Origin of the sequence: Chthonobacter rhizosphaerae (assembly GCF_013839525.1) — a bacterium.
GTDB lineage: Bacteria > Pseudomonadota > Alphaproteobacteria > Rhizobiales > Pleomorphomonadaceae > Chthonobacter > Chthonobacter rhizosphaerae.
Window position 1 is genome coordinate 85,143 of sequence record NZ_JACDIS010000009.1, and the last position, 21,759, is coordinate 106,901.

At 69.5% G+C, this 21,759-nt stretch carries 16 protein-coding genes; 13 read left to right on the top strand and 3 right to left on the bottom strand.

Annotation, left to right across the window (positions count from 1 at the left end; translation table 11 throughout):
- Positions 1-13 precede the first annotated feature (13 nt).
- The gene (locus HND91_RS16400) at positions 14-1,201 is read right to left on the bottom strand and encodes an aminotransferase class V-fold PLP-dependent enzyme (RefSeq protein WP_181707682.1); all 1,188 of its coding nucleotides are present in this window, start codon (positions 1,199-1,201) and stop codon (positions 14-16) included.
- Positions 1,202-1,734: 533 nt separating this feature from the next.
- Here HND91_RS16400 and HND91_RS16405 point away from each other — a divergent pair.
- Positions 1,735-3,639, top strand: a complete 1,905-nt coding sequence (locus HND91_RS16405) for a glycoside hydrolase family protein (RefSeq protein WP_181707683.1) — start codon at positions 1,735-1,737, stop codon at positions 3,637-3,639.
- Between the two features lie 22 nt (positions 3,640-3,661).
- Here the strand turns inward: HND91_RS16405 and gcvA are convergent, their stop codons facing one another.
- Entirely contained in the window at positions 3,662-4,549 is an 888-nt protein-coding gene (gene gcvA, locus HND91_RS16410) for a transcriptional regulator GcvA (RefSeq protein WP_181707684.1), read from the bottom strand.
- Positions 4,550-4,758: 209 nt separating this feature from the next.
- On the opposite strand from gcvA, the gene amaB reads away from it, so the two are divergent.
- The 10 genes from amaB to HND91_RS16460 all read left to right on the top strand — a co-directional run bounded on the left by amaB (position 4,759) and on the right by HND91_RS16460 (position 18,276).
- Positions 4,759-6,294: an L-piperidine-6-carboxylate dehydrogenase gene (gene amaB / locus HND91_RS16415; protein ID WP_181707685.1), complete on the top strand. Its 1,536-nt coding sequence runs from the start codon at positions 4,759-4,761 to the stop codon at positions 6,292-6,294.
- Between the two features lie 10 nt (positions 6,295-6,304).
- Positions 6,305-7,516, top strand: coding sequence for an acyl-CoA dehydrogenase (locus HND91_RS16420; protein WP_181707686.1), 1,212 nt, complete (start codon positions 6,305-6,307; stop codon positions 7,514-7,516).
- An 870-nt stretch (positions 7,517-8,386) separates the two neighbouring features.
- Positions 8,387-8,734: a DUF559 domain-containing protein gene (locus HND91_RS16425; protein ID WP_181707687.1), complete on the top strand. Its 348-nt coding sequence runs from the start codon at positions 8,387-8,389 to the stop codon at positions 8,732-8,734.
- Positions 8,731-9,924 carry a CaiB/BaiF CoA transferase family protein gene (locus HND91_RS16430; RefSeq protein ID WP_181707688.1) on the top strand — a complete coding sequence of 398 codons (1,194 nt, stop codon included), beginning with the start codon at positions 8,731-8,733 and terminating at the stop codon, positions 9,922-9,924. Before HND91_RS16425 ends, HND91_RS16430 begins: the two co-directional genes overlap by 4 nt.
- Positions 9,921-11,588: a thiamine pyrophosphate-binding protein gene (locus tag HND91_RS16435; protein WP_181707689.1), complete on the top strand. Its 1,668-nt coding sequence runs from the start codon at positions 9,921-9,923 to the stop codon at positions 11,586-11,588. Before HND91_RS16430 ends, HND91_RS16435 begins: the two co-directional genes overlap by 4 nt.
- A gap of 295 nt (positions 11,589-11,883) precedes the next feature.
- The gene (locus HND91_RS16440; RefSeq protein ID WP_181707690.1) at positions 11,884-13,062 is read left to right on the top strand and encodes an NAD(P)/FAD-dependent oxidoreductase; all 1,179 of its coding nucleotides are present in this window, start codon (positions 11,884-11,886) and stop codon (positions 13,060-13,062) included.
- Positions 13,063-13,226: 164 nt separating this feature from the next.
- Positions 13,227-15,299: a penicillin-binding protein 1C gene (gene pbpC / locus HND91_RS16445; RefSeq protein ID WP_181707691.1), complete on the top strand. Its 2,073-nt coding sequence runs from the start codon at positions 13,227-13,229 to the stop codon at positions 15,297-15,299.
- A gap of 88 nt (positions 15,300-15,387) precedes the next feature.
- Positions 15,388-16,737: a pilus assembly protein TadG-related protein gene (locus HND91_RS16450; protein ID WP_181707692.1), complete on the top strand. Its 1,350-nt coding sequence runs from the start codon at positions 15,388-15,390 to the stop codon at positions 16,735-16,737.
- 46 nt (positions 16,738-16,783) lie between these two features.
- A complete protein-coding gene (locus tag HND91_RS16455; protein WP_181707693.1) occupies positions 16,784-17,458 on the top strand; it encodes a glutathione S-transferase N-terminal domain-containing protein in 675 nt (224 codons plus the stop codon).
- Positions 17,455-18,276 carry an SGNH/GDSL hydrolase family protein gene (locus HND91_RS16460; protein WP_343057367.1) on the top strand — a complete coding sequence of 274 codons (822 nt, stop codon included), beginning with the start codon at positions 17,455-17,457 and terminating at the stop codon, positions 18,274-18,276. The genes HND91_RS16455 and HND91_RS16460 overlap by 4 nt, the downstream gene beginning before the upstream one ends.
- Positions 18,277-18,423: 147 nt before the next feature.
- On the opposite strand, the gene HND91_RS16465 is transcribed toward HND91_RS16460, so the two are convergent.
- Positions 18,424-19,893, bottom strand: coding sequence for a catalase (locus tag HND91_RS16465; protein ID WP_181707694.1), 1,470 nt, complete (start codon positions 19,891-19,893; stop codon positions 18,424-18,426).
- Positions 19,894-20,034: 141 nt separating this feature from the next.
- Between HND91_RS16465 and HND91_RS16470 the strand changes: the two genes are divergently transcribed.
- Both HND91_RS16470 and ndk read left to right on the top strand, forming a co-directional pair.
- Positions 20,035-20,931, top strand: a complete 897-nt coding sequence (locus HND91_RS16470; RefSeq protein WP_181707695.1) for a LysR substrate-binding domain-containing protein — start codon at positions 20,035-20,037, stop codon at positions 20,929-20,931.
- A 357-nt stretch (positions 20,932-21,288) separates the two neighbouring features.
- Positions 21,289-21,711, top strand: coding sequence for a nucleoside-diphosphate kinase (gene ndk / locus HND91_RS16475; RefSeq protein ID WP_181707696.1), 423 nt, complete (start codon positions 21,289-21,291; stop codon positions 21,709-21,711).
- Positions 21,712-21,759 lie beyond the last annotated feature (48 nt).

Consider the following 21,759-nt stretch of genomic DNA (forward strand, 5'->3'; position numbering starts at 1 on the left):
TCTCCGATCGCCTTCACGCCGCCGCGGCGGTCACGTTGCGGCGGGCGCCGTAGTAGGCCTGGGCGGCGGCGACGCCGGAGCCGAACTCGATCTTGGCGCCGCAGTCGACCAGGGCCATCTCGGCGGCCGCGATCGCGCCGAGCAGCATCAGCTCGTTGGTGGCGCCGAGGTGGCCGATGCGGAAGACCTTGCCGGAGAGCTTGTTGAGGCCCGAGCCGAAGGACACGCCGTAGCGGTCGTAGCCGCGGCGGATGACCTGAACGGCGTCCACGTTGGACGGGACCCAGATGGCCGACACGGTGTCGGAGTGCCACTTGGGCTCCTTGGCGACGAGTTCGAAGCCCCAGGCCTTCACTGCCTCGCGGACGCCGCTGGCGATGTGGTTGTGGCGGACGAACACGTTCTCCAGGCCCTCTTCGAACAGAAGGTCGAGCGAGGCGCGCAGGCCGCGTAGCAGAACGGTGGCCGGCGTGTAGGGGAAGTAGCCGTCCTTGTTCATGCGCGTCATGTCTTCGAAGGAGAAGAAGCAGCGCGGGAACTTGGAGGACTTGTGGGCTTCGAGGGCCTTCTGGCTGACCGCGATGATAGCGAGGCCGGTCGGCAGCATGAAGCCCTTCTGCGAGCCCGAAACGATGCCGTCGACGCCCCACTCGTCCATGCGGAAGTCGATGGAGGCGACCGAGGACACGCCGTCCACATAGAGGAGGGCCGGGTGGCCGGCGGCGTCGAGCGCCTTGCGGACGCCGGCGATGTCGGAGGTCACGCCGGTGGCGGTCTCGTTCTGGGTGGTCAGAACCGCCTTGATCTTGTGCTCCTTGTCGGCCGCCAGGATGTCGTGGAAGGTCTCGACCGGAACGCCTTCGCCCCACTCCACGTCCACCACCTGGGTGTCGAAGCCGAGGCGCTGGCACATGTCGGCCCAGAGCAGCGAGAACTGGCCGAAGGTGGAGATGAGGACCTTGTCGCCCGGGTTCAGGGTATTGGTGAGCACCGCTTCCCAGCCGCCGGTGCCGGAGGACGGATAGATGAAGGTCTGGCCGGTCTCGGTCTTGAACACCTTCTTCAGGTCGGCGAAGAGCGGCAGCGTCAGCTTCGGGAAGTCAGGAGAGCGCATGTCCTCCTGCGGCAGGTTCATTGCACGGCGGACCGGATCCGGGACGTTGGTGGGACCGGGAATGAAAAGGCCGGGGTGGTAGCGCATCGTTTCCTCGGGTGTCAGGCGGCCGTTTTGGCGTCCGCGGGGTTGTCGGCCCGGCCTCGTCCGTCGGCGTCGGCCCTTGGGGGGCGCGACGCGCTCAATGGGGCGACGGGACCGGGTTCCTCCTGGCGATGGAAGGTGATGCGGGGCGGTTCAGGAGACCAGCACGATTTTCTGCAAGGGAGGGCTAGGAAAACTGAAGGTGCAGTGCAGCATTCCGGTTGTTGGCGTAAGGTGAGCCACAAGCGCTGCTTATCGCTGCTGTTGGAACGATTAAGGCGGAGAGCGGCCGATGGCCTGATAGGTACTGGCGATCACATTGGATCGACCTGCGACCGCTGACCGCAGCACGGCGGGTGCGCGCGACCGTGCCTACCGAACAGCACTCGCCCCCAACGCCATGGTTCCGCCTGTCGTAAGCGAACCTTGGCGGTTTCCGCGAAAAGAATGACATATTCGACATAGCTTTATTTACATGTTCGGGTCATCTCTGGTTGCGGGCGGTCCGCCGGGCCGTGTGCGAGAGGAGGCTGGCCTTGTATCCAGATCGCCGACATCCGCTGTGCTCCTCCGGATCGTTGAACGCGGTCCGGGTGGCCGTGGCGGCGCTTCTCCTTGTGGTCGCTTCGTCCGGCCTTGTGAGCTGCCAGAAGGAAAGCCCGGCCGGGCAGATCAAGGATGCGTTCGATTCCGCCAATGGAAATGGCGACGGTGGTAACGGCGGCAACGCCGGCGACGGCGATACGGGCGACGCACCGCTCGACACCGCCGTCGGCGGATCGGGGAGCGGCGGCTCGGGCGGCAAGACCGGAGGCGGGTCGGAGTCGGGCGGCGACGCGGGCGGCGGCGCCACATCCGGCGGGACCGACGTCGCGGCCGGCCCCGGCGGCGGCACGACGTCCGGCGGATCGACCGCCGGCCCCGGCGGCGGCGCGACGTCCGGCGGATCGACCGCCGGCACTGGCGGCGGCACGACGTCGGACACACATGGCGGCACGTCGGGTGGGGCGAGAGCCGGACGAGACAGCGACGAAACGGATGCGGTCGACGAACCGCCGCCTCCCGATCTTCCGGTGATCACCGCAAACTTCTCGGCGCCGACCGGCCGCTTCGCTGACGATTTCGGCGGCGCGTTGAGCGCGACGCCTGGTCGAAGTGGAATGAACCAGACGACCTACGACAAGCTCGCTGCTTTGGATCTGGAGTACGTCCGCCTGTGGCTCATGTTGAATGTCGTGTACAATTTCGAAACCAAGCAGCTAAACCTCGGCAGCCCTATTATGATGAACTATTTCAGCAAGTACTCCAAAGTTGCTAAGCGGTTTCTAGTTATAATTTCATATGGTGGAGGGTATAATACCTTAGTCCGGACCGGGCGCTGGACCGAAGATGAGTACAACACAGCTTTTTACAATTTACTTATGCACTACAAGCGCAGATTTCCCAAGATGGAATTGATCGAGATCGACAACGAACCGAACACGGGCGGTTTCACGCCGGAATCCTACGCAGAGACGTACGTGAAAGCTTGCGAGATCATCGCCAAGGTGAACGCCGAGATCCGGGCGGGCCGCCTGCCGGGGCCGGAGCTGCAGGTGGGCGGGCCGACACTCTACAAGTTCGATCCCGTCGAGGCGAACGGCTGGATGCGCCGTTTCCTGGATGCCTACGCTGCGAACCCGTCACCCGAAAAGCGGCTCGATTTCATCACCTACCACCAGTATCTGTCGCGCGAGCGGCCGAGGACTGAGCCGGTGGAGATCAACAAGGCGTCGCCGGCTCGGGTCACGGCAGAGCGCGATCTGCTCAGACCGCTTCTGTCGAAGCACGGCCTCGACCCCGATATTCCGGTCCACGTCACGGAAGGCGGCGTATTCGGTGGCGGCCAACCGGAGCCGCCTCCGGACGTTGATTTCCATATCAAGGCGGCCAGCACGCTGGCGCTCGCCTACTTCTACGCCCAGCAGCCCGGCTTCACGCCCTACTACTGGAGCGTCGATGCGATCGACACCAACAAGGTCATGTTCGAGAAGGTCCCAGGCGGATATGCGTCGACCGGCGTGGAACGGCCTTTCTACAACGCCGCCCTGTTCCTGAGCCAGTTGCCGAAAACCCGCTATCCTGTCGGCGACATCCTGGATCCGCGCGGCACCGGCGTCGGCGCCATGGCGGCGGCGGAAGGCCGGCGCGTCGCGGTGCTCGTCTGGAACTACCAGTTCCGGGACACCGTTTCGCACCGCTTCAAACTGCGGCTGGAAGACCTGCCGCCGGCCTTCAGCGCGGGGAGCACGCGCCTGAAAATCCGCGCCGAGCGAGCCGGCCATCTGAAGGGCCCCCCGATCGAGGAGCGAAACGCCGTCCAGCCGGGTTCGACGACGCTCGACCTGGATCTGACGCTGGCCCCCAACGAGTTCGTCCTCGTCGAGCTGACGCCGGAATGAATGCCGGACCACCGGAGCCCGATCACGCGGCCTCGCGCTTCAGCCAGTCCCCGAACGCGCGCACCAGCCCGGAGCCGGCCTTCGCCTCCGGGTAGACGAACCAGTAGGCCGTGCCGGACGTCAGCGGCTCGTCGAAGAGCACGGACAGCCGCCCGGTCCGGAGTTCGTCCTCCACCAGGAAGCGCGGCACGAGCGCGACGCCGAGCCCCGCGACGGCCGCCTCGGCGCTCATGGCGAACTGGTCGAAGCGCGCGCCGCGATAGGGGGCGGGCGCTTCCACGCCCATGCGTTCGAACCAGTCGCGCCAGGCGGTCGGTCGGGTGGACTGGTGGAGCAGGGGCGCGTCGGCGAGGTCGGCCGGGGCGGCCACGCCGTGCCGCTCCACGAAGGCCGGCGAGGCCACCGGGTAGACCGATTCTCCGCACAGCCGCTCGCACACCGCGCCCGGCCACGTCGCCTCGCCGTGGTGGACGGCGGCGTCGAGCGCGTCGTCCGCGAACGAGAAGGGCTCCAGCCGGACGGCGAAGTTGACCGTCACGCCCGGATAGTCGGCCAGGAAGCCCGGCAGGCGCGGCATCAGCCAGCGGGTCGCGAACGTCGGCAGGACGGCGAGGTTGAGGACGCCCCCGGCGCCCGCGTCGGCCATCACCTGCTGGGTGGCGCGGGCGAGATCGGCCAGGATCGCCTGCACGTCCTTCAAGTAGCGCCGGCCGTCGTCTGTGAGGAAAACGCGCTGGTTCACCCGTTCGAACAGATCAAGGCCGAGGCTTTCCTCGAGCTGCCGGATCTGCCGGCTGATGGCGCCCTGCGTCAGGTGCAACTCCGCGGCCGCCCTGGAGAAAGACAGGTGCCGGCCGGCGCTCTCGAACGCCGTGAGCGCCGAGATGGAGGGCAGGAGAGGGCGGGGCATGGGCGGGTCCGTGCATGAGGTTTCGTCATGACCGTAGCAGAAAACATCGCTTGTGAGAGGAGGAGGGGCGGCCGATAAGAAGGGACGTTTCAAGACGCGCGCCGACAGGGTGCGCTCCGTCCGTCCGGCGCCAGCGGCGCCGCCTCCCGCGCCGGGAGGAGAGCGAGCGGGGCGATCGACCTTCGGCCGACACGCAGGGACCGACGCCCATGACCATCGCCCAGACATTCGACACCGCACCGGCCGAGGCCGCCGCGCTCCTCGCCCGCCTGGGCGTTCCCGCCTCGGCGCTCTCGGGCGGCTCGCTGACGGTGCGCTCGCCGATCACCGGCGACGTCGTCGCCTCAGTGCGCGACGCCTCGGCGGAGGACATGTCGGCGGCGATCGGCCGGGCGCACGCGGCCTACCTCACCTGGCGCACCGTGCCGGCGCCGAAGCGCGGCGAGCTCGTCCGCCTGTTCGGCGAGGAACTGCGCGCCGCCAAGGCGGACCTCGGCCGTCTGGTGACGCTGGAGGCCGGCAAGATCATCTCGGAAGGCCTCGGCGAGGTCCAGGAGATGATCGACATCTGCGACTTCGCGGTCGGCCTCTCCCGTCAGCTCTACGGCCTCACCATCGCGACCGAGCGCGTGTCCCATCGCATGATGGAGACCTGGCACCCGGTCGGCGTCGTCGGCGTCATCTCGGCGTTCAACTTCCCGGTGGCGGTCTGGTCCTGGAACGCGGCGCTCGCCTTCGTGGCCGGCGACAGCGTGGTCTGGAAGCCGTCCGAGAAGACGCCGCTGACGGCGCTTGCCGTTGAGGCCCTGTTCGCCCGCGCGGCCGAGAAGTTCGGCGGCGTGCCGGGCGGTCTCCTGGAGGTGGTGGTGGGCGGCCGGGCGGCCGGCGAGGCCCTGGTGGACGACGTCCGCGTGCCGGTCGTCTCCGCCACCGGCTCCACCGCCATGGGTCGCGCCGTCGGCCCGCGCCTCGCGGCGCGCTTCGCCCGGGCGATCCTGGAGCTCGGCGGCAACAACGCCGCCATCGTGACCCCGACCGCGGACCTCGACCTCGTCCTTCGCGGCGTCGCCTTCGCGGCCATGGGCACCGCCGGCCAGCGCTGCACCACCCTTCGCCGCCTGTTCGTGCACGACAGCGTCTACGACGCGCTCGTGCCGCGCCTGAAGAAGGCCTACGGATCGGTCAAGATCGGCGACCCGCGCGAGGCGGGGGTGCTGGTCGGCCCGCTGATCGATCCGCGCTCCTACGACGCCATGCAGGCGGCACTGGACGCGGCCCGTTCGGCCGGCGGCACCGTCACCGGCGGCGAACGCGTCCGCGAGGAGTTGGGCGCGGACGCCCGCTACGTGCGCCCGGCGCTCGTCGAGATGCCGTCGCAGGCCGAGATCGTCTGCCACGAGACCTTCGCGCCCATCCTCTACGTGATGCGCTACTCCGACTTCGACGAGGCGCTCGCGCTCCACAACGGCGTGCCGCAAGGCTTGTCGTCGTCGGTGTTCACCAACGACCTGCGGGAGGCCGAGCGCTTCCTGTCGGTGGAAGGCTCCGATTGCGGCATCGCCAACGTCAACATCGGCCCCTCGGGCGCCGAGATCGGCGGCGCGTTCGGCGGCGAGAAGGAGACGGGCGGCGGCCGCGAGGCGGGCTCCGACGCCTGGAAGGCCTACATGCGCCGCGCCACCAACACCATCAACTACGGCCGCGACCTGCCGCTCGCCCAGGGCGTGACCTTCGACGTGGAGTGAGGATTTCACCATGACCGCCATGCCGAAGCCCGCCTCCGAGAAGGCTCCCGCGTTCCAGTGGGACGATCCCTTCCTCCTCGACGACCAGTTGACCGAGGATGAGCGGATGATCCGCGACTCGGCCCGCGCCTACGCGCAGGAGAAGCTGCAGCCGCGCGTCATCGAGGCCTATGCGCACGAGAAGACCGACCCGGCCATCTTCCGCGAGATGGGCGAGCTCGGCCTCCTCGGCGTGACCCTGCCGGAGGAGTACGGCTGCGCCGGCGCCTCCTACGTGGCCTATGGCCTCGTCGCCCGGGAGATCGAGCGCGTGGACAGTGGCTATCGCTCCATGATGAGCGTGCAGTCGTCGCTGGTCATGTATCCGATCTATGCCTACGGCTCGGAGGCGCAGCGCAAGAAGTACCTGCCGAAGCTCGCCTCCGGCGAATGGATCGGCTGTTTCGGCCTCACCGAGCCGGACGCCGGCTCCGACCCCGCCGGCATGCGCACGCGGGCGGAGAAGGTGGCGGACGGCTACCGGCTGACCGGCTCCAAGATGTGGATCTCCAACTCCCCGATCGCCGACGTCTTCGTCGTCTGGGCGAAGTCGGAGGCCCACGACGGCCAGATCCGCGGCTTCGTGCTGGAGAAGGGCATGGCCGGCCTCTCCGCCCCGAAGATCGGCGGCAAGCTGTCCCTGCGCGCGTCCATCACCGGCGAGATCGTCCTCGACGGCGTCGTGGTGCCGGAGGACGCGCTGCTGCCGAACGTGTCCGGCCTCAAGGGCCCGTTCGGCTGCCTCAACCGGGCGCGCTACGGCATCTCGTGGGGCGTGCTCGGCGCGGCCGAGTTCTGCTTCCACGCCGCCCGGCAGTACACGCTCGACCGCAAGCAGTTCGGCAAGCCGCTCGCGCAGACGCAGCTCATCCAGAAGAAGCTCGCCGACATGCAGACCGAGATCGCCCTCGGCCTGCAGGCGTCGCTCCGCGTCGGTCGCCTGTTCGACGAGGGCCGCATGGCCCCGGAGATGATCTCCATCGTCAAGCGCAACAACTGCGGCAAGGCCCTCGACATCGCCCGCGTCTCCCGCGACATGCACGGCGGCAACGGCATCTCCGAGGAGTATCAGATCATGCGCCACATGATGAATCTCGAGACCGTCAACACCTACGAAGGCACCCACGACGTCCACGCCCTCATCCTCGGCCGCGCCATCACAGGGCTGCAGGCGTTCTTCTGAGGGAGGCCTTTTCGGGGAAAACAAGTATCGCGCCGATCATCCCTCCCCTCAGGGGAGGGTCCGGCGAAGCCGGGGGAGGGGTCGTCTTTGTGGGTCGGGGACGGGCGCGTTTTTCGTCCGGGTAGTATCCCCGCCCCGACCGAAGACAACCCCTTCCGGCGCTTCGCGCCACCTTCCCCTGATGGGAAGGATTGTGCGGCTCTTCTTTTGGGGAAGAATGGGGAGGCCGATCATCCCTCCCCTCAGGGGAGGGTCCGGCGAAGCCGGGGGAGGAGTCGTCTTTGTGCGTCGGGGACGGGCGCGTATTTCGTCCGGGTAGAATCCCCGCCCCGACCGAAGACAACCCCTTCCGGCGCTTCGCGCCACCTTCCCCTGAGGGGAAGGATTGTGCGGCTCTTCTATTGGGGAAGAATGGGGTGGCCGATTATCCCTCCCCTCAAGGGAGGGTCCGGCGAAGCCGGGGGAGGGGTCGTCTTTGTGGGTCGGGGACGGGCGTTTTCCGTCCGGATGGCACTTCCGCCCGACCGAAGACAACCCCTTCCGGCGCTTCGCGCCACCTTCCCCTGAGGGGAAGGATTGTGCGGCTCTTCTATTGGGGAAGAATGGGGTGGCCGATCATCCCTCCCCTCAGGGGAGGGTCCGGCGAAGCTGGGGGAGGGGTCGTCTTTGTGGGTCGGGGACGGGCGCGTTTTTCGTCCGGATGGCACTTCCGCCCGACCGAAGACAACCCCTTCCGGCGCTTCGCGCCACCTTCCCCTGAGGGGAAGGATTGTGCGGCGGCTCTTTCGCAGGGTCGGCGAGGACAATAACCAGATGGGGAGGGTCCGGATGCAGGAGGGGTGGGGACGACGACCGGGTGCGACCGCTTCCGTGCGTACGGCACGCCGTCTGCGCCGCTCCCTGACGCCGCAGGAGGTGAAGGCGTGGGTCTGGCTGCGGGAGCATGGACATCTGTTTGGCGGCCGTTTTCGCCGGCAGGTGCCGGTCGGCCCGTACATCGTCGACTTCGCGTGCCTCAACCCGAGGATCGCCATCGAGATCGACGGCGACTCCCACTGTCATCCCGACGCCCTCGCGCGCGACGGAGATCGGGATGCCTTTCTGCGGACCCAAGGCTTCGCCGTCGTCCGCATCTGGAACACCGAAATCGGCCGCGACGCCGATACCTTCCTCGACCTCGTCCGCACACGCATGTCCCCCGAGACCCTGGCATCATGACAACCCCCAAACCCCTCGCCGGCGTTCGCGTCCTTGAGCTCGCCCGCATCCTCGCCGGGCCGTGGGCCGGGCAGCTTCTGGCCGATCTCGGCGCGGAGGTGATCAAGGTGGAGCGGCCGGAGGTCGGGGACGACACGCGCGGGTGGGGGCCGCCGTTCGTGACCGCGGCGGACGGGTCGGCGTGGGGCGCGGCCTATTTCCATGCGTGCAACCGCGGCAAGAAGTCGGTCGCGGTGGATTTCGAGACGGCCGACGGGCAGGGCGTCGTCCGGGCGCTCGCGGCCGAGTGCGACGTCATCATCGAGAACTTCAAGGTCGGCGGCCTCGTCAAGTACGGCCTCGACATGGCGACCTTGCGCACGCTCCACCCGCGCCTCGTCACCTGTTCGATCACCGGCTTCGGGGCCGACGGGCCCTATGCGAACCGGGCCGGCTACGACTTCATGATCCAGGGCATGGCCGGCCTGATGGACATCACCGGCGATCCTGCGGGCGAGCCGCAGAAGGTGGGCGTCGCGGTCGCCGACATCTTCACCGGCATCTACGCGACGGTCGGCATCCTGGCGGCGCTCCGCCGGCGCGACACGACCGGGGAGGGCGGCCATGTGGACATGGCGCTCCTCGACAGCGCGGTCGGCATCCTGGCCAACCAGGCGATGAACTACCTCGTCTCCGGCCGCGCGCCGACCCGGCTCGGCAACGCACATCCGAACATCGTGCCCTATCAGGTGTTCGCCGTGGCAGACGGCCACGTGATCGTGGCGGTCGGCAACGACGGTCAGCACGCCCGCTTCTGCCAGGTGATCGGCGCGGAGCATCTGGCCGGCGGACCCTACGCGCAGAACCGCGACCGCGTGCGCCTGCGCGACGAGCTCGTTCCCCTCCTCTCCCCGTTCGTGGCCGGCTTCGGCCGCGACGACCTGCTCGCCCGGCTGGAGGCGGCCGGCGTGCCGGCGGGTCCGATCAACACCATCGCGGACGTGTTCGACGACCCGCAGGTGGTCCACCGCGGCCTGCGGCTGGACCTCCGGGCGGCGGACGGGTCGCGCGTGCCCGGCGTCGCCTCCCCCATCGTGATCGACGGCGTGCGCCAGGTGGCGGACGGCCCGAGCCCGCGGCTCGGCGCCGACACGGCGGCCGTCCTCCAGGCCTTCAACATCAGCCTTCCTCTCGCGGAGTCAGAGACTTGACGACGGATCTTCAACCCCGCAGCGGCGGCCGGCTGCTGGTCGATCAGCTTCTCGCCCAAGGCGTGGAGAGGCTCACCTGCGTGCCCGGCGAGAGCTATCTCGCGGTGCTCGACGCGCTCCACGACGCCTCCATCGACGTGCTCGTCTGCCGCAACGAGGGTGGCGCCGCCATGATGGCGGAGGCCTACGGCAAGCTCACCGGCCGGCCCGGCGTCTGCTTCGTGACGCGCGGACCGGGCGCCACCAACGCCAGCCCCGGCATCCACATCGCCGCGCAGGATTCCACGCCGCTCATCCTGTTCGTCGGGCAGGTGGAGCGCGGCATGCGCGAGCGCGAAGCCTTCCAGGAGCTGGACTACCGGGCGGTGTTCGGCTCCATCGCCAAATGGGTGGTGGAGATCGACGATCCGGCGCGCATCCCCGAACTGGTCGCCCGCGCGTTCCGTCTGGCGACGCAAGGCCGCCCCGGCCCGGTGGTGATCGCCCTGCCGGAGGACGTGCTCACCGACATGGCCGCCGTCGCCGACGCCCAGAAGGTGGAGCCGGTGGAGACATGGCCGGGCCTCACCGACATGGTGCGCCTGCAGAAGCTGCTCTGGGCGGCGGAGAAGCCGCTCGTCGTCCTCGGCGGTTCGCGCTGGACCGAGAAGGCAGTGCGCCAGATGGTGCGCTTCGCCGAACGGTTCGACCTGCCGATCGCCACCTCCTTCCGCCGCGCCCATCTGTTCCCGGCCAGACATCCGAACTACGTCGGCGACGTCGGCATCGGGCCGAACCCGAAGCTCGCCGCGCGGGTGAAGGAGGCCGACGTCCTGATGCTCGTCGGCGGCCGCCTGTCGGAGATGCCGTCGTCCTCCTACACACTCCTCGACGTTCCGACGCCCCGACAGACGCTGGTGCACGTGCATGCCGACGCGGAGGAGATCGGCCGCGTCTACCAGCCGGCGCTCGGCATCCACGCGTCCGCCGCGGCCTTCTGCGCCGCGCTCGAGACGGTGCACCCGCCGGTCACCATCCCCTGGGGCGAGCGCACCCGCGCGGGCCGCGAGGACTTCCTCGCCTGGACCGAGACGCCGAAGCCGCTGCCCGGCGCCTTCCAGTATGGCGACGTGATGCGCTGGCTGCGCGAGCGCCTGCCGGAGGACACGATCGTCTGCAACGGCGCCGGCAACTACGCCATCTGGGTCCATCGCTACTGGCGCTACAACAGCTTCGCCTCGCAGCTCGCGCCCACGTCCGGGTCCATGGGCTACGGCCTGCCGGCGGCGGTGATGGCCAAGCGCCAGCGCCCGCAGAGCCCGGTGGTCTGCTTCGCGGGCGACGGCTGCTTCCTGATGAACGGCCAGGAGTTCGCCACGGCCGTGCAATACGGCATCCCGATCGTGGTGCTGGTCATCGACAACGGCATGTTCGGCACCATCCGGATGCACCAGGAGCGCACCTACCCGGGTCGCCCCTCCGCCACCGCCCTCACCAACCCCGACTTCGCCGCCTACGCCCGCGCCTTCGGCGGCCACGGCGAGACGGTGCGGACGACCGACGCGTTCGCGCCGGCGTTCGAGCGGGCGCTCGAAAGCGGCAAGCCGTCCATCGTCCACTGCCTCATCGACCCCCAGGCGATCACCCCGGCGAAGACGCTGGACGAGATCAGCAAGGGCGGTTGAGGGCTCAACCCACGCCGTCATGGTCCGCGAAGGCGGACCATCAGCAACGGCGGGTGAGGAAGAGCGCGACCCGGGACGTCATGGTCCGCGAAGGCGGACCACCCACGCATTCTTCCTCCGCCCGCCTGATGCGTGGGTGGTCCGCCTTTGCCGACCATGACGGTGCAAGTTGATCACCACGGCTCAAATTGACCACCACGGCGCAGGATGATCACAACGACACGATCCGACCTTGACGGCGCAAGCACCAGCGCTTCACCCGACCAACACCGCGTCTGACCTCCACGAGTCCCCCATGCCCTCCTACGACGTCGTCATCATCGGTGGCGCGGTGACCGGCTCCTCGGTCGCCTATCACCTCGCGGCCGATCCGGCCTTCACCGGCCGCGTCCTCGTGGTGGAGAAGGATCCGTCCTATCAGCGCTGCGCGTCGGCGCTGTCGGCGGCGTCGATCCGGCAGCAGTTCTCCACGGCGGTGAACGTGGAGATCTCGCTCTACGGCATCGACTTCCTCCGCCGCATCGGCGACGTCCTCGCGGTCGACGGCGACCGGCCGGACGTGCAGCTGCACGAGGGCGGCTACCTGTTCGTCGCCACCGAAGCCGGCATGCCGGTGCTCGCCGAGAACCACGGGCTCCAGACCCGCCTCGGCGCCGACATCGCGCTCGAAGACCCGGCGGCGCTCGCCCGGCGCTTTCCATGGCTGAACACGGAGGATCTCGCCGTCGGCTCGTTCGGCCGGTCGGGGGAGGGCTGGTTCGACGGCTACGGGCTGATGCAGGCGTTCCGGCGCAAGGCCCGGTCGCTCGGCGTCGAATACCGGGCCGCGAGCGTGGTCGGCCTCGGCATGGACGGCGAGCGGGTCACGTCCGTCACCCTGTCCGACGGCGAGACGATCGGCTGCGGGGCGGTGGTGAACGCCGCCGGTGCAGGGGGCCGCGCGATCGCCGCCCTGGCGGGGCTCGACATCCCCGTCGCGGTGAAGAAGCGCATCATCTTCACCTTCAAGTGCGCCGAGCCGGTGCCCGCCTGCCCGCTCCTGATAGACCCGACCGGCGTCTACGTCCGTCCCGAGGGCGACGGCTTCCTCTGCGGCACCCAGCCGCCGGAGGACCGCGACCCGGAGGTGGAGGACGACTTCGAGGTGGACTGGGACCTCTTCGAGGAGATCGTCTGGCCGACCCTCGCCCACCGGGTGCCGGCCTTCGAGCGCATCAAGCCGGGGCGTGCCTGGGCCGGCTACTACGACATGTGCGCCTTCGATCACAACGTGCTCCTCGGCGCGCCCGCGGCCCGGCCGAACCTCTTCCTCGCCAACGGCTTCTCCGGCCACGGCCTGCAGCAGTCGCCCGCCGTCGGGCGCTACCTCGCCGAAGCGATCGTCCACGGCCGGCCGCTGACCCTGGACCTCTCCGAGCTGTCGCCGGACCGGGTGGCCGAGGGGCGGCGCGTGGTGGAGAAGAACGTGGTCTGAGCGGGCCCACCGGTCCCGCTTGAGTATTCTCCGACCAGTGGAACGACCTGGCCGACGAGACAATGCTCCAAGGTCTTCATCCGGAGCGGCGTCTTGTCGACCTGACGTTTCCGTCGGGTCGAAAAGCGCTCTAGACTGCGGCCTCCACCCGGAGCCCCGCCCTGATGGTCCCGCGTCGCCGGTCCCGCCTTCTCGTCGCGCTCGCGGCCGTCCTCGGGCTGACCGCGACGGCGGCTCCCGTCGCGTTGCGCCAGGCCGTGGAGGCGGCGCGGCCGGCGGATCTCGCGATGCCGACCGCCCGGCTCGTCGTCGACCGCAACGAACGGCTGCTCCGCCCTTTCGTCGTCGAGAACGGTCTCTGGCGGCTGCCGGCGACGCCGGCGGACGTCGACCCGCTCTACCTCGCCATGTTGACCGAACTGGAGGACCGCCGCTTCCGCGAGCACAGGGGCGTCGACGGACGGGCGCTTCTGCGGGCCGCGTGGCAGATGGCGACCAGCGGGCGCATCGTCTCCGGCGGATCGACGCTGACCATGCAGGTGGTGCGCCTCGCGGAGCGCCGGCACACGCGCACCATGCCGGGCAAGCTCGGCCAGATCGTCGGCGCGCTCGCCCTGGAGCGCGTCGCGTCCAAGGACCGTATCCTGGAGGCCTACCTGACGCTCGCCCCCTTCGGCGGCAACGTGGAGGGGGTGAGGGCGGCCTCGCTCGCCTGGTTCGGCCACGAGCCCAGACGCCTGAGCGCCGCGGAGGCTGCCCTGCTGGTCGCGCTGCCCCAGGCGCCCGAGGCCCGCCGGCCGGATCGCTTTCCCGAGGCGGCGCGGGCCGCGCGCGACCGCGTGCTCGACCGGGCCGAGGCGGCCGGCCTTCTCACCCGAGAGGCGGCCGCCACCGCCAAGGCGGAGCCGATTCCGACCGTCCGGCGCGACTTCCCCATGCTGGCGCCCCAGACCGCCGAGCGGGTGGCGCGCGAAACGCCGGCGGAGGCCCGCATCCGGCTGACACTCGACCGGGACCTGCAGGCGCGGCTGGAAAGCCTCGCGGCCGAGCGGGCGCGGGCGATCGGCGACCGCGTTTCGGTGGCCATCCTGGTGGCCGACATCGCCACCGGCGAGATCCTCGCCGACGTGGGCACCGCCGGCCTCCTCGACGCCAGGCGCGACGGCTTCGTGGACATGACGCGCGCCGTGCGCTCGCCCGGTTCCACCCTGAAGCCGTTCATCTACGGGCTCGCCTTCGAGCACGGCATGGCCCACCCGGAGACCCTGGTGGAGGACCGGCCGACCGCCTTCGGCTCCTACGACCCGAAGAACTTCGACAAGACCTTCCACGGCACGGTCACGGTCCGCCGGGCGCTGGAACTGTCGCTGAACGTGCCGGCGGTGCAGACGCTGGAGGCGGTCGGGCCGGCGCAGCTCGTCTCCCGCTTCCGGCGGGCCGGCGTGGAGGCTCGCCTGCCGGACCTGTCGCCCGCCGGCCTGGCGGTCGGTCTCGGCGGCGTCGGGCTGACGCTCCGCGATCTCACCGCCCTCTACGTGGCGCTCGCACACGGCGGCATGCCGGTGCCGCTGGTGGAGCGGTGGACCGCGCCCGGATCGGCGGAGCCGCGCAAGCCCGTGCTCGACGCCCGGGCGGCCGCCTACGTGACCGACATCCTCGCCGGCACGCCGGGCGCCGCCAAGGGCGACGCGCGGATCGCCCTCAAGACCGGGACCAGCTACGGCTACCGCGACGCCTGGGCCATGGGCTACGACGGCCGCATCGTGGTGGGCGTCTGGGTTGGCCGGCCGGACGGGGCGCCCATGCCGGGGCTGATGGGCGCCGACGTGGCGGTGCCGATCCTCGGCGACGTGTTCGTGCGGGCAGGGGGCGTGACGCCGCTGCCCGCCCCTCCTCACGGCCTTCTGGCCGCCACCTCGTCCACCCTGCCGCCGCCGCTCCGGCGGCTGCGGACGCCGCGCACGGAGGTGTCGGCGCGCCGAGCCGGCCCGAGCATCGCCTTTCCGCCGGACGGCGCGCGCGTGGACCTCGGCTTCCGGGCCGGAACCCCCGCCCCGCTCGCCCTGCAGGTGCGCAACGGCCGCGCGCCGTTCACCTGGTTCGCGGACGGCGTCCCGATCGGCCGGGAGCCCTTCGGCCGAGACTTCACCCTCCGGCCGTCCGGCGTGGGCTTCCTGACCGTGTCGGTGGTGGACGCGGACGGCCGCGCGGACCGGATCACGGTGTTCGTCGAGTAGCGCGACCGAAAAAAAACTGACGTGTGTGCTATATAAGAAAATATCAATGACTGAATGATCTATTTGTTGGCGTCTGGAGGCCGCAGACATGTGGATCTTTTCAGTGTTTCCGAGAGCGCGGACCTTCGCGGAAGCGAAATCCGGTACGGCGGCGGTCGTGTTCGCCGTGGCGCTGGTGCCGGTCCTGGCGATGGTCGGGGCGTCCCTCGACTACGTCCGGGCGTCCGGTCTGCGCGATGTCATCCAGTCGGCGGCGGATGCCGCGGCCCTGGCGGTGATCGAGGCCGAGCTCGACGGCAAAGCGGCCGACAGGCTCGGCGCCCAGGTGTTCCAGGCGAACATCCCGGCCGCGGTGCGCCACCGGATCCTCGACATGGACCTCAGCGTCGCGATCATCACCGAGAAGAACGTGCGGTCCGTCGAGGTCACCTACACGGCGGACATCGAGACCTCCTTCCTCAGCGTCGCCAGCATCGACACCATCCAGCTGGGCGGCAGCGCCGAGGCCCGATCGGGCCTGCGCAAATACGTGGACATCCACGTGCTGCTGGACACGTCCGACTCCATGGGCCTCGCGTCCGACCTCTCCAATCGGGAGAAATTGAAGACCGCGACCAAGAAGGAGAAGGACAAGGGCAAGACGAGCTTCATCGAGCCGTCCTGCGAGTTCGCCTGCCACCGGAGGCAGGGTGACCTGTCGACCCTGGAGATCGCTCGGAGCGAAAAGGTGGAGTTGCGGATCGACGTGGCGAAGTCCGGGATCCGGACGGTCATGGATCTGGCGAAGGACGCCGAAAAGGACAACACCTTCGTCCGGATGGGTCTCGACGCGTTCAGCTCGACGCATGTCCACGTCCAATTCATGACGCGCGACTGGTCGACCCTGGCCGGCAAGATCGACGGCGTGGAGCTCGGGCTCGGCGCAGCCCCCGTTCCGGACAACGAGTGCCACGACAACTACGCGAACACCTGGTTCGACCAGATCGTCCGCCCCTACGCGGAGACCGTGGAGGACTCGATCGCCACGGCGGCGTCGAGCAACGCGGACAAGAAGAGCCCCTCGCAATACATCGTCCTGGTCACCGACGGACTGCAGTCGCAGAACTGCGCGGCAAGCAAATCCAAGCAGGACGTCTTTCCGTTCCGGCCGGCGGATTGCGACGTCCTGAAGGCGACGGGCGCGCAGATCGCCGTCATCTACACGGAATATCTCGTCTCCAACTCCAGCACCTACAAGGATCACGCCCAGCACGCGGTGGAGAAGTCGAAGAACTTCATCTACACCGATTCCTCCAAGAGCGCGGGCGTGGAGGAGAACCTGCGCGAATGCGCCTCCACCGACAGGCTGTTCGCCAAGGGCAACGACCCGGACGAGCTGGAGGCGGCGTTCCGGACCATCTTCGAGAACATCAAGGTGACGACCTTCCTGTACAACTGAACGGCGGGCGGGCTATCGTCCGGCCGCTTCACCACAGGACCGAGCCATGCCCCTTCGCCTCTACGATCTTTGCGGCGCCGACGACCTGCGCTTCAGCCCCTATTGCGCGCGCGCGAAGATGGCGCTCGCCCTGAAGGGCCTCGCCTACGAGACGGTGCCGGTGCCCTTCACCGGGATCGCGGCCATCGCCGGAGGGGGTCACGCGACGGTGCCGGTCCTGGAGGACGGCGATCGCCGCGTCTCGGACAGCTTCGCCATCGCCGAATACCTGGAGGACCGCCATCCGGAGCCGCCCATCTTCGCGCCCGGCCCGGCCGGGCGGGCGGCGGCGCGCTTCGTGGAAGGCGCCCTGTTCGGAATCGTCCACGCGGCCGCCATGCCGATCGTCGGAAAGACCATCCACGACCGGCTCCAGCCCGCCGACCAGCCCTATTTCCGGGAGACCCGCGAGGCGAAACTGGGCCGCAGCCTGGAGGCGGCCCATGCCGACCGCGAGAGCCGCCTCCCGGAGGCCCGCAAGCTGTTCTTCCCGCTGCGCCACACGCTCGCCCGGTCCGCCTGGTTCGGCGGCGACCGGCCGCTCTACGTGGACGCGGTCGTCTACGGCACGGCGCACTGGCTGCACGCGGTGAACGACGCCGACTGGTTCGCCGGCGACCCGACCCTCACCGACTGGTTCGAGCGGTGCCGCGCCATCGTCGGCGCCGGAGCGCCGGCGTGACCGACGAGCCGACCGACCCCGGGGCGCCCGGCCGGAAAGCCCGCTACCGCGAGGGCTTCGAGATCCCCGCGACGGCGCGGGTGGGGGCGGCGGTGCGCCGGGCGGTCGGCCGCATCCTCGCGCCGCGCCGGCCCATGCTGTCCATCTGCGGCGACAGCCACCTGCTGCCGATCGAATACGCCTACAAGGCCGGCTGGTTCGGCCCGGTCCGCTGCCGGTTCCGCCGCGTCGGCGGGGCGACGGCGGTCGGCCTGCGCCATCCCACCTCCAAGACCGAGGCGCTGACCATCTTCCGCCGGGCGCTGCTGCCGGCCCGGCCCGGCGTCGTGCCGGTCTTCCAGCTCGGCGAGGTGGACTGCGGCTTCGTGATCTGGCACCGCGCCGCCAAGTACGGCGAGAGCGTAGAGGCGCAGCTGGACGCCTCGGTCGCCGCCTACATCACCTTCGTGGACGAGCTTCGGGCGGCCGGCTATCCCACCGTGATCCTGACCGCCGCCACCGTGCCGACCATCGTGGACGGCGCCCTCGACAGGCCGGAGAGCGCCGGCGAGGTAGCGCTCCTGCGCGCCTCCGTGACCGCGTCCCTCGCCGAGCGGACCGCGCTCACCGCCCGCTACAACGAGCGGCTCCGGTCCGCCGCCGCCGCCCGCGGCCTGCCGTTCGTGGACCTGACGCCGGACCTGATCGACCCGTCGACCGGCGTGGTGGCCGATCGCTTCCGCCACGTCCGCGCCGAGGATCACCACCTCCATCCGGTGGAAGGCGGCCGCCTGTGGGCGCGGCGGCTGACCGAGGCGCTCGCGTCCCTGTCGCGGTGACGCGCGACGCCCGACCGAGCACCGCCCGCCGTCCTTGTATCTTCCGTCCACACCCCGAACGTAAACCGCCGCCGGGCGAGGGAGCCCGGCGGCGGCCTTACGAACGCCCGGTAGTGTCAGCCAGGAAGGTCCCGGGCGACGCAGCTCCTACTCGGCCGCGACCGGCATCGGCGGGATGCCGACGCCCATGCGGCGCGCGACGCCCTCGCCATAGCGCGGGTCGCACTTGGCGAAGTGGGCGACCTGACGCTCCACGATCTCGGCCGGCACGCCCTGCATGGCGGCGGCGATGTTGTCCATCAGGCGCTCGCGCTGGTCCTCGGTCATGAGACGGAAGAGGGCGCCCGGCTGGCTGTAGTCGTCGTTGCCGGCGCGATGGTCGTAGCGGTCGGCGTCGCCGGAGATCCTGAGCGGCGGCTCCCGGTACTCGGGCGCCTGGCGCGGGCCGGAGAAGCTGTTCGGCTCGTAGTAGGCGTTCGGGTTCGGGTTGTTCGGGAAGAACCGCATGGACCCGTCCTTGTGGTAGTGGTGGACGGGGCACTTGGGCTGGTTCACCGGCAGCGCCTCGTAATGGGTGCCGATGCGGTAGCGGTGGGCGTCCGCGTAGGAGAAGATGCGCGCCTGCAGCATCTTGTCCGGCGAGAAGCCGATGCCCGGCACCACGTTCGAGGGCGAGAAGGCGGCCTGCTCGATCTCGGCGAAGTAGTTGTCCGGATTGCGGTTCAGCTCCATCACGCCGACCGGGATCAGCGGATAGTCGCCATGCGGCCACACCTTGGTGAGGTCGAACGGGTTGTACGGCGTCTTGTCGGCGTCAAGCTCCGGCATGATCTGCACGAAGACGTCCCACTTCGGGAAGTCGCCGTTCTCGATCGAGTAGAACAGATCCTCCTGGGTGGACTCGCGGGTCCGGCCCACCACCTCGGCGGCCTCCGCGTTGGTCCAGTGCTTGTGGCCCTGCTTGGTCTTGAAGTGGATCTTGAACCAGAAGCGTTCGCCGGCGTCGTTGATGAACGAGAAGGTGTGCGAGCCGTAGCCGTTCACGTGGCGCACGCCCACCGGAAGGCCGCGGTCGGAGAACAGGATGGTGATCTGGTGCAGCGCCTCCGGCGACAGGGACCAGAAGTCCCACATGGCGGTCGGCGAGCGCAGGTTGGTGCGCGGATGGCGCTTCTGGGTGTGGATGAAGTCCGGGAACTTCACCGGGTCGCGGACGAAGAAGACCGGCGTGTTGTTGCCGACCACGTCCCAGTTGCCTTCCTCGGTGTAGAACTTCACCGAAAAGCCGCGCACGTCGCGCTCGGCGTCGGCCGCGCCGAGCTCGCCGGCCACCGTGGAGAAGCGCACGACCAGGTCGGTCTGCTTGCCGACCTCGGAGAAGATCTTGGCGCGGGTGTACTTGGAGATGTCGTGGGTCACCGTGAAGGTGCCGAACGCGCCCCAGCCCTTGGCGTGGACGACGCGCTCCGGGATGCGCTCCCGGTTCTGGTGGGCGAGCTTCTCGATCAGCTGCCAGTCCTGCAGCAGCAGCGGGCCGCGCGGGCCGGCGCTCAGCGAGTTCTGGTTGTCGGCGATCGGCGCGCCGGCCGTCGTCGTCATGATCGGGCTGTCGGTCATGGTTCTTGCTCCCCATTCGTCCAGATCGGCTGGAACATGTCCGTGTGCGCCGGCGTTGAAGCGTCGGCTCGGGGTGCACTGTGATGCCCGTCGGCCATAAGGTCCAATTGCAAGTTCGGTGGAATGCGATAACCTTTTCCTATGAAGGTGACGCTCCGCCAGCTCCGCTACCTGGAAGCCCTTGCATCCGAAGCGCATTTCGGCAGAGCCGCCGAACGATGCGCCGTCAGCCAGCCCGCCCTGTCCACACAGATCCGCGACCTGGAAGCCGCGCTGACGGTGACGCTCGTTGAGCGGACGCCCTCTGGCGCGCGGCTGACGCGGGTCGGCGAGGAGGTGGTGGCCCGCGCGCGGCGGATCCTCGCCGAGGTCGGCGACCTGGAGGCCTTCGCCCGGGCGCGCGGCGCGGCGCTTGCTGGCCCGTTGCGGCTCGGCGTCATTCCATCGATCGCGCCCTACCTGCTGCCGAAGCTGCTGCCGCGCGCGGCCGAGCACTTCCCGGACCTGCAGCTGGAGATCCGCGAGACCGTGACGGCGACCCTGGTGGACGAGCTCTCCTCCGGCGACCTCGACCTTGTCGTGGCGAGCGTGCCGCTCGATCACGCGGCTTTCGCCGAACTGCCGCTCTTCGACGACGCGTTCGTGCTCGCCGCCCCGCGCCGCGGCCCGTTCGCCCTCGCCGACGTCTCCACCGCCGCCGACATTCCGGCCGACGCGCTCCTCCTCCTGGAGGACGGCCACTGCCTGCGAGACCAGACCCTCGCCGTCTGCGGCGCGATCGACGCCCGGCGGCTCCGCTCCAGCGGCGTCACCAGCCTGACGACGATCCTCCAGCTGGTGGCCGCGGGGCAGGGCCTGACACTCCTGCCGGACCTCTTCCTCGCCACCGTCCCCTTCGACACGGAAAACATCCGCCTCACGAGGTTCGACGGCGTGGAACCCCGCCGGACGGTGGGGCTGGCGTGGCGACGCAGCAACCCGCTCGGCGAGGAATTCCAGCGCTTCGGCAACCTGGTCCGGGCCTGCGCGCCGGGCTGAGGGAAGGGGAGGGGAAGGCAGGAAGGGCGCATCACCCGCCCAAACCCAACCGCCGTCATGGTCCGCGCATGCGGACCACCTACGCATTTACCCAGCTCGAACCGGTTCCATGCGCGGGTCGTCCGGATGAACCGGACCATGACGGTCAGGCGGTTCAGGCGCCCGCCGGTCGCAGGGTACGCTCCGCCGCCCGCCGCCGCTCGTCCCGACTCCCCATTCCCTCCCGCATTCCTCCACGCGGCCTCCCTTGCCGCTCTCCCGCCCGAAAGCTATAAGCCGCGCGACGCCGAAGCCTCGGCCGACCGTTTCGACCGGCGCCGCTCCCTCCGGGGCCGTGCCCGACCTTCAGGAGATCCCATGGCGATCGAACGCACCTTCTCGATGATCAAGCCCGACGCGACCCGCCGCAACCTGACTGGCGCCATCACGGCCAAGCTGGAGGAGGCCGGCCTGCGCGTCGTCGCCTCCAAGCGCGTCTGGATGTCCCGCCGTCAGGCCGAGGGCTTCTACGCGGTCCACAAGGGCCGGCCGTTCTTCGACGAGCTGTGCGAGTTCATGTCCTCCGCCCCGACCATCGTGCAGGTCCTGGAAGGCGAGAACGCCATCGCCAAGAACCGCGAAGTGATGGGCGCCACCAACCCGGCGAACGCCGCCGAGGGCACCATCCGCAAGGAGTTCGCCCTGTCGATCGGCGAGAACTCCGTGCACGGCTCGGACGCCCCGGAGACCGCCGCCGAGGAGATCCGCTACTGGTTCTCCGAGACCGAGATCGTCGGCTGATCCAAGCCGCGCGGCCATGCCGCCCTGACCGACAGACGCCCGCGGGAA

Bases quoted from the DNA above. Each gene is read 5' to 3' on its own strand.
- gcvA (WP_181707684.1), bottom strand. From the start codon at position 4,549: ATGCCCCGCCCTCTCCTGCCCTCCATCTCGGCGCTCACGGCGTTCGAG.
- HND91_RS16430 (WP_181707688.1), top strand. From the start codon at position 8,731: ATGACAACCCCCAAACCCCTCGCCGGCGTTCGCGTCCTTGAGCTCGCC.
- HND91_RS16455 (WP_181707693.1), top strand. From the start codon at position 16,784: ATGCCCCTTCGCCTCTACGATCTTTGCGGCGCCGACGACCTGCGCTTC.
- HND91_RS16465 (WP_181707694.1), bottom strand. From the start codon at position 19,893: ATGACCGACAGCCCGATCATGACGACGACGGCCGGCGCGCCGATCGCC.
- HND91_RS16420 (WP_181707686.1), top strand. From the start codon at position 6,305: ATGACCGCCATGCCGAAGCCCGCCTCCGAGAAGGCTCCCGCGTTCCAG.
- ndk (WP_181707696.1), top strand. From the start codon at position 21,289: ATGGCGATCGAACGCACCTTCTCGATGATCAAGCCCGACGCGACCCGC.
- HND91_RS16440 (WP_181707690.1), top strand. From the start codon at position 11,884: ATGCCCTCCTACGACGTCGTCATCATCGGTGGCGCGGTGACCGGCTCC.
- amaB (WP_181707685.1), top strand. From the start codon at position 4,759: ATGACCATCGCCCAGACATTCGACACCGCACCGGCCGAGGCCGCCGCG.
- HND91_RS16400 (WP_181707682.1), bottom strand. From the start codon at position 1,201: ATGCGCTACCACCCCGGCCTTTTCATTCCCGGTCCCACCAACGTCCCG.
- HND91_RS16450 (WP_181707692.1), top strand. From the start codon at position 15,388: ATGTGGATCTTTTCAGTGTTTCCGAGAGCGCGGACCTTCGCGGAAGCG.
- HND91_RS16470 (WP_181707695.1), top strand. From the start codon at position 20,035: ATGAAGGTGACGCTCCGCCAGCTCCGCTACCTGGAAGCCCTTGCATCC.
- pbpC (WP_181707691.1), top strand. From the start codon at position 13,227: ATGGTCCCGCGTCGCCGGTCCCGCCTTCTCGTCGCGCTCGCGGCCGTC.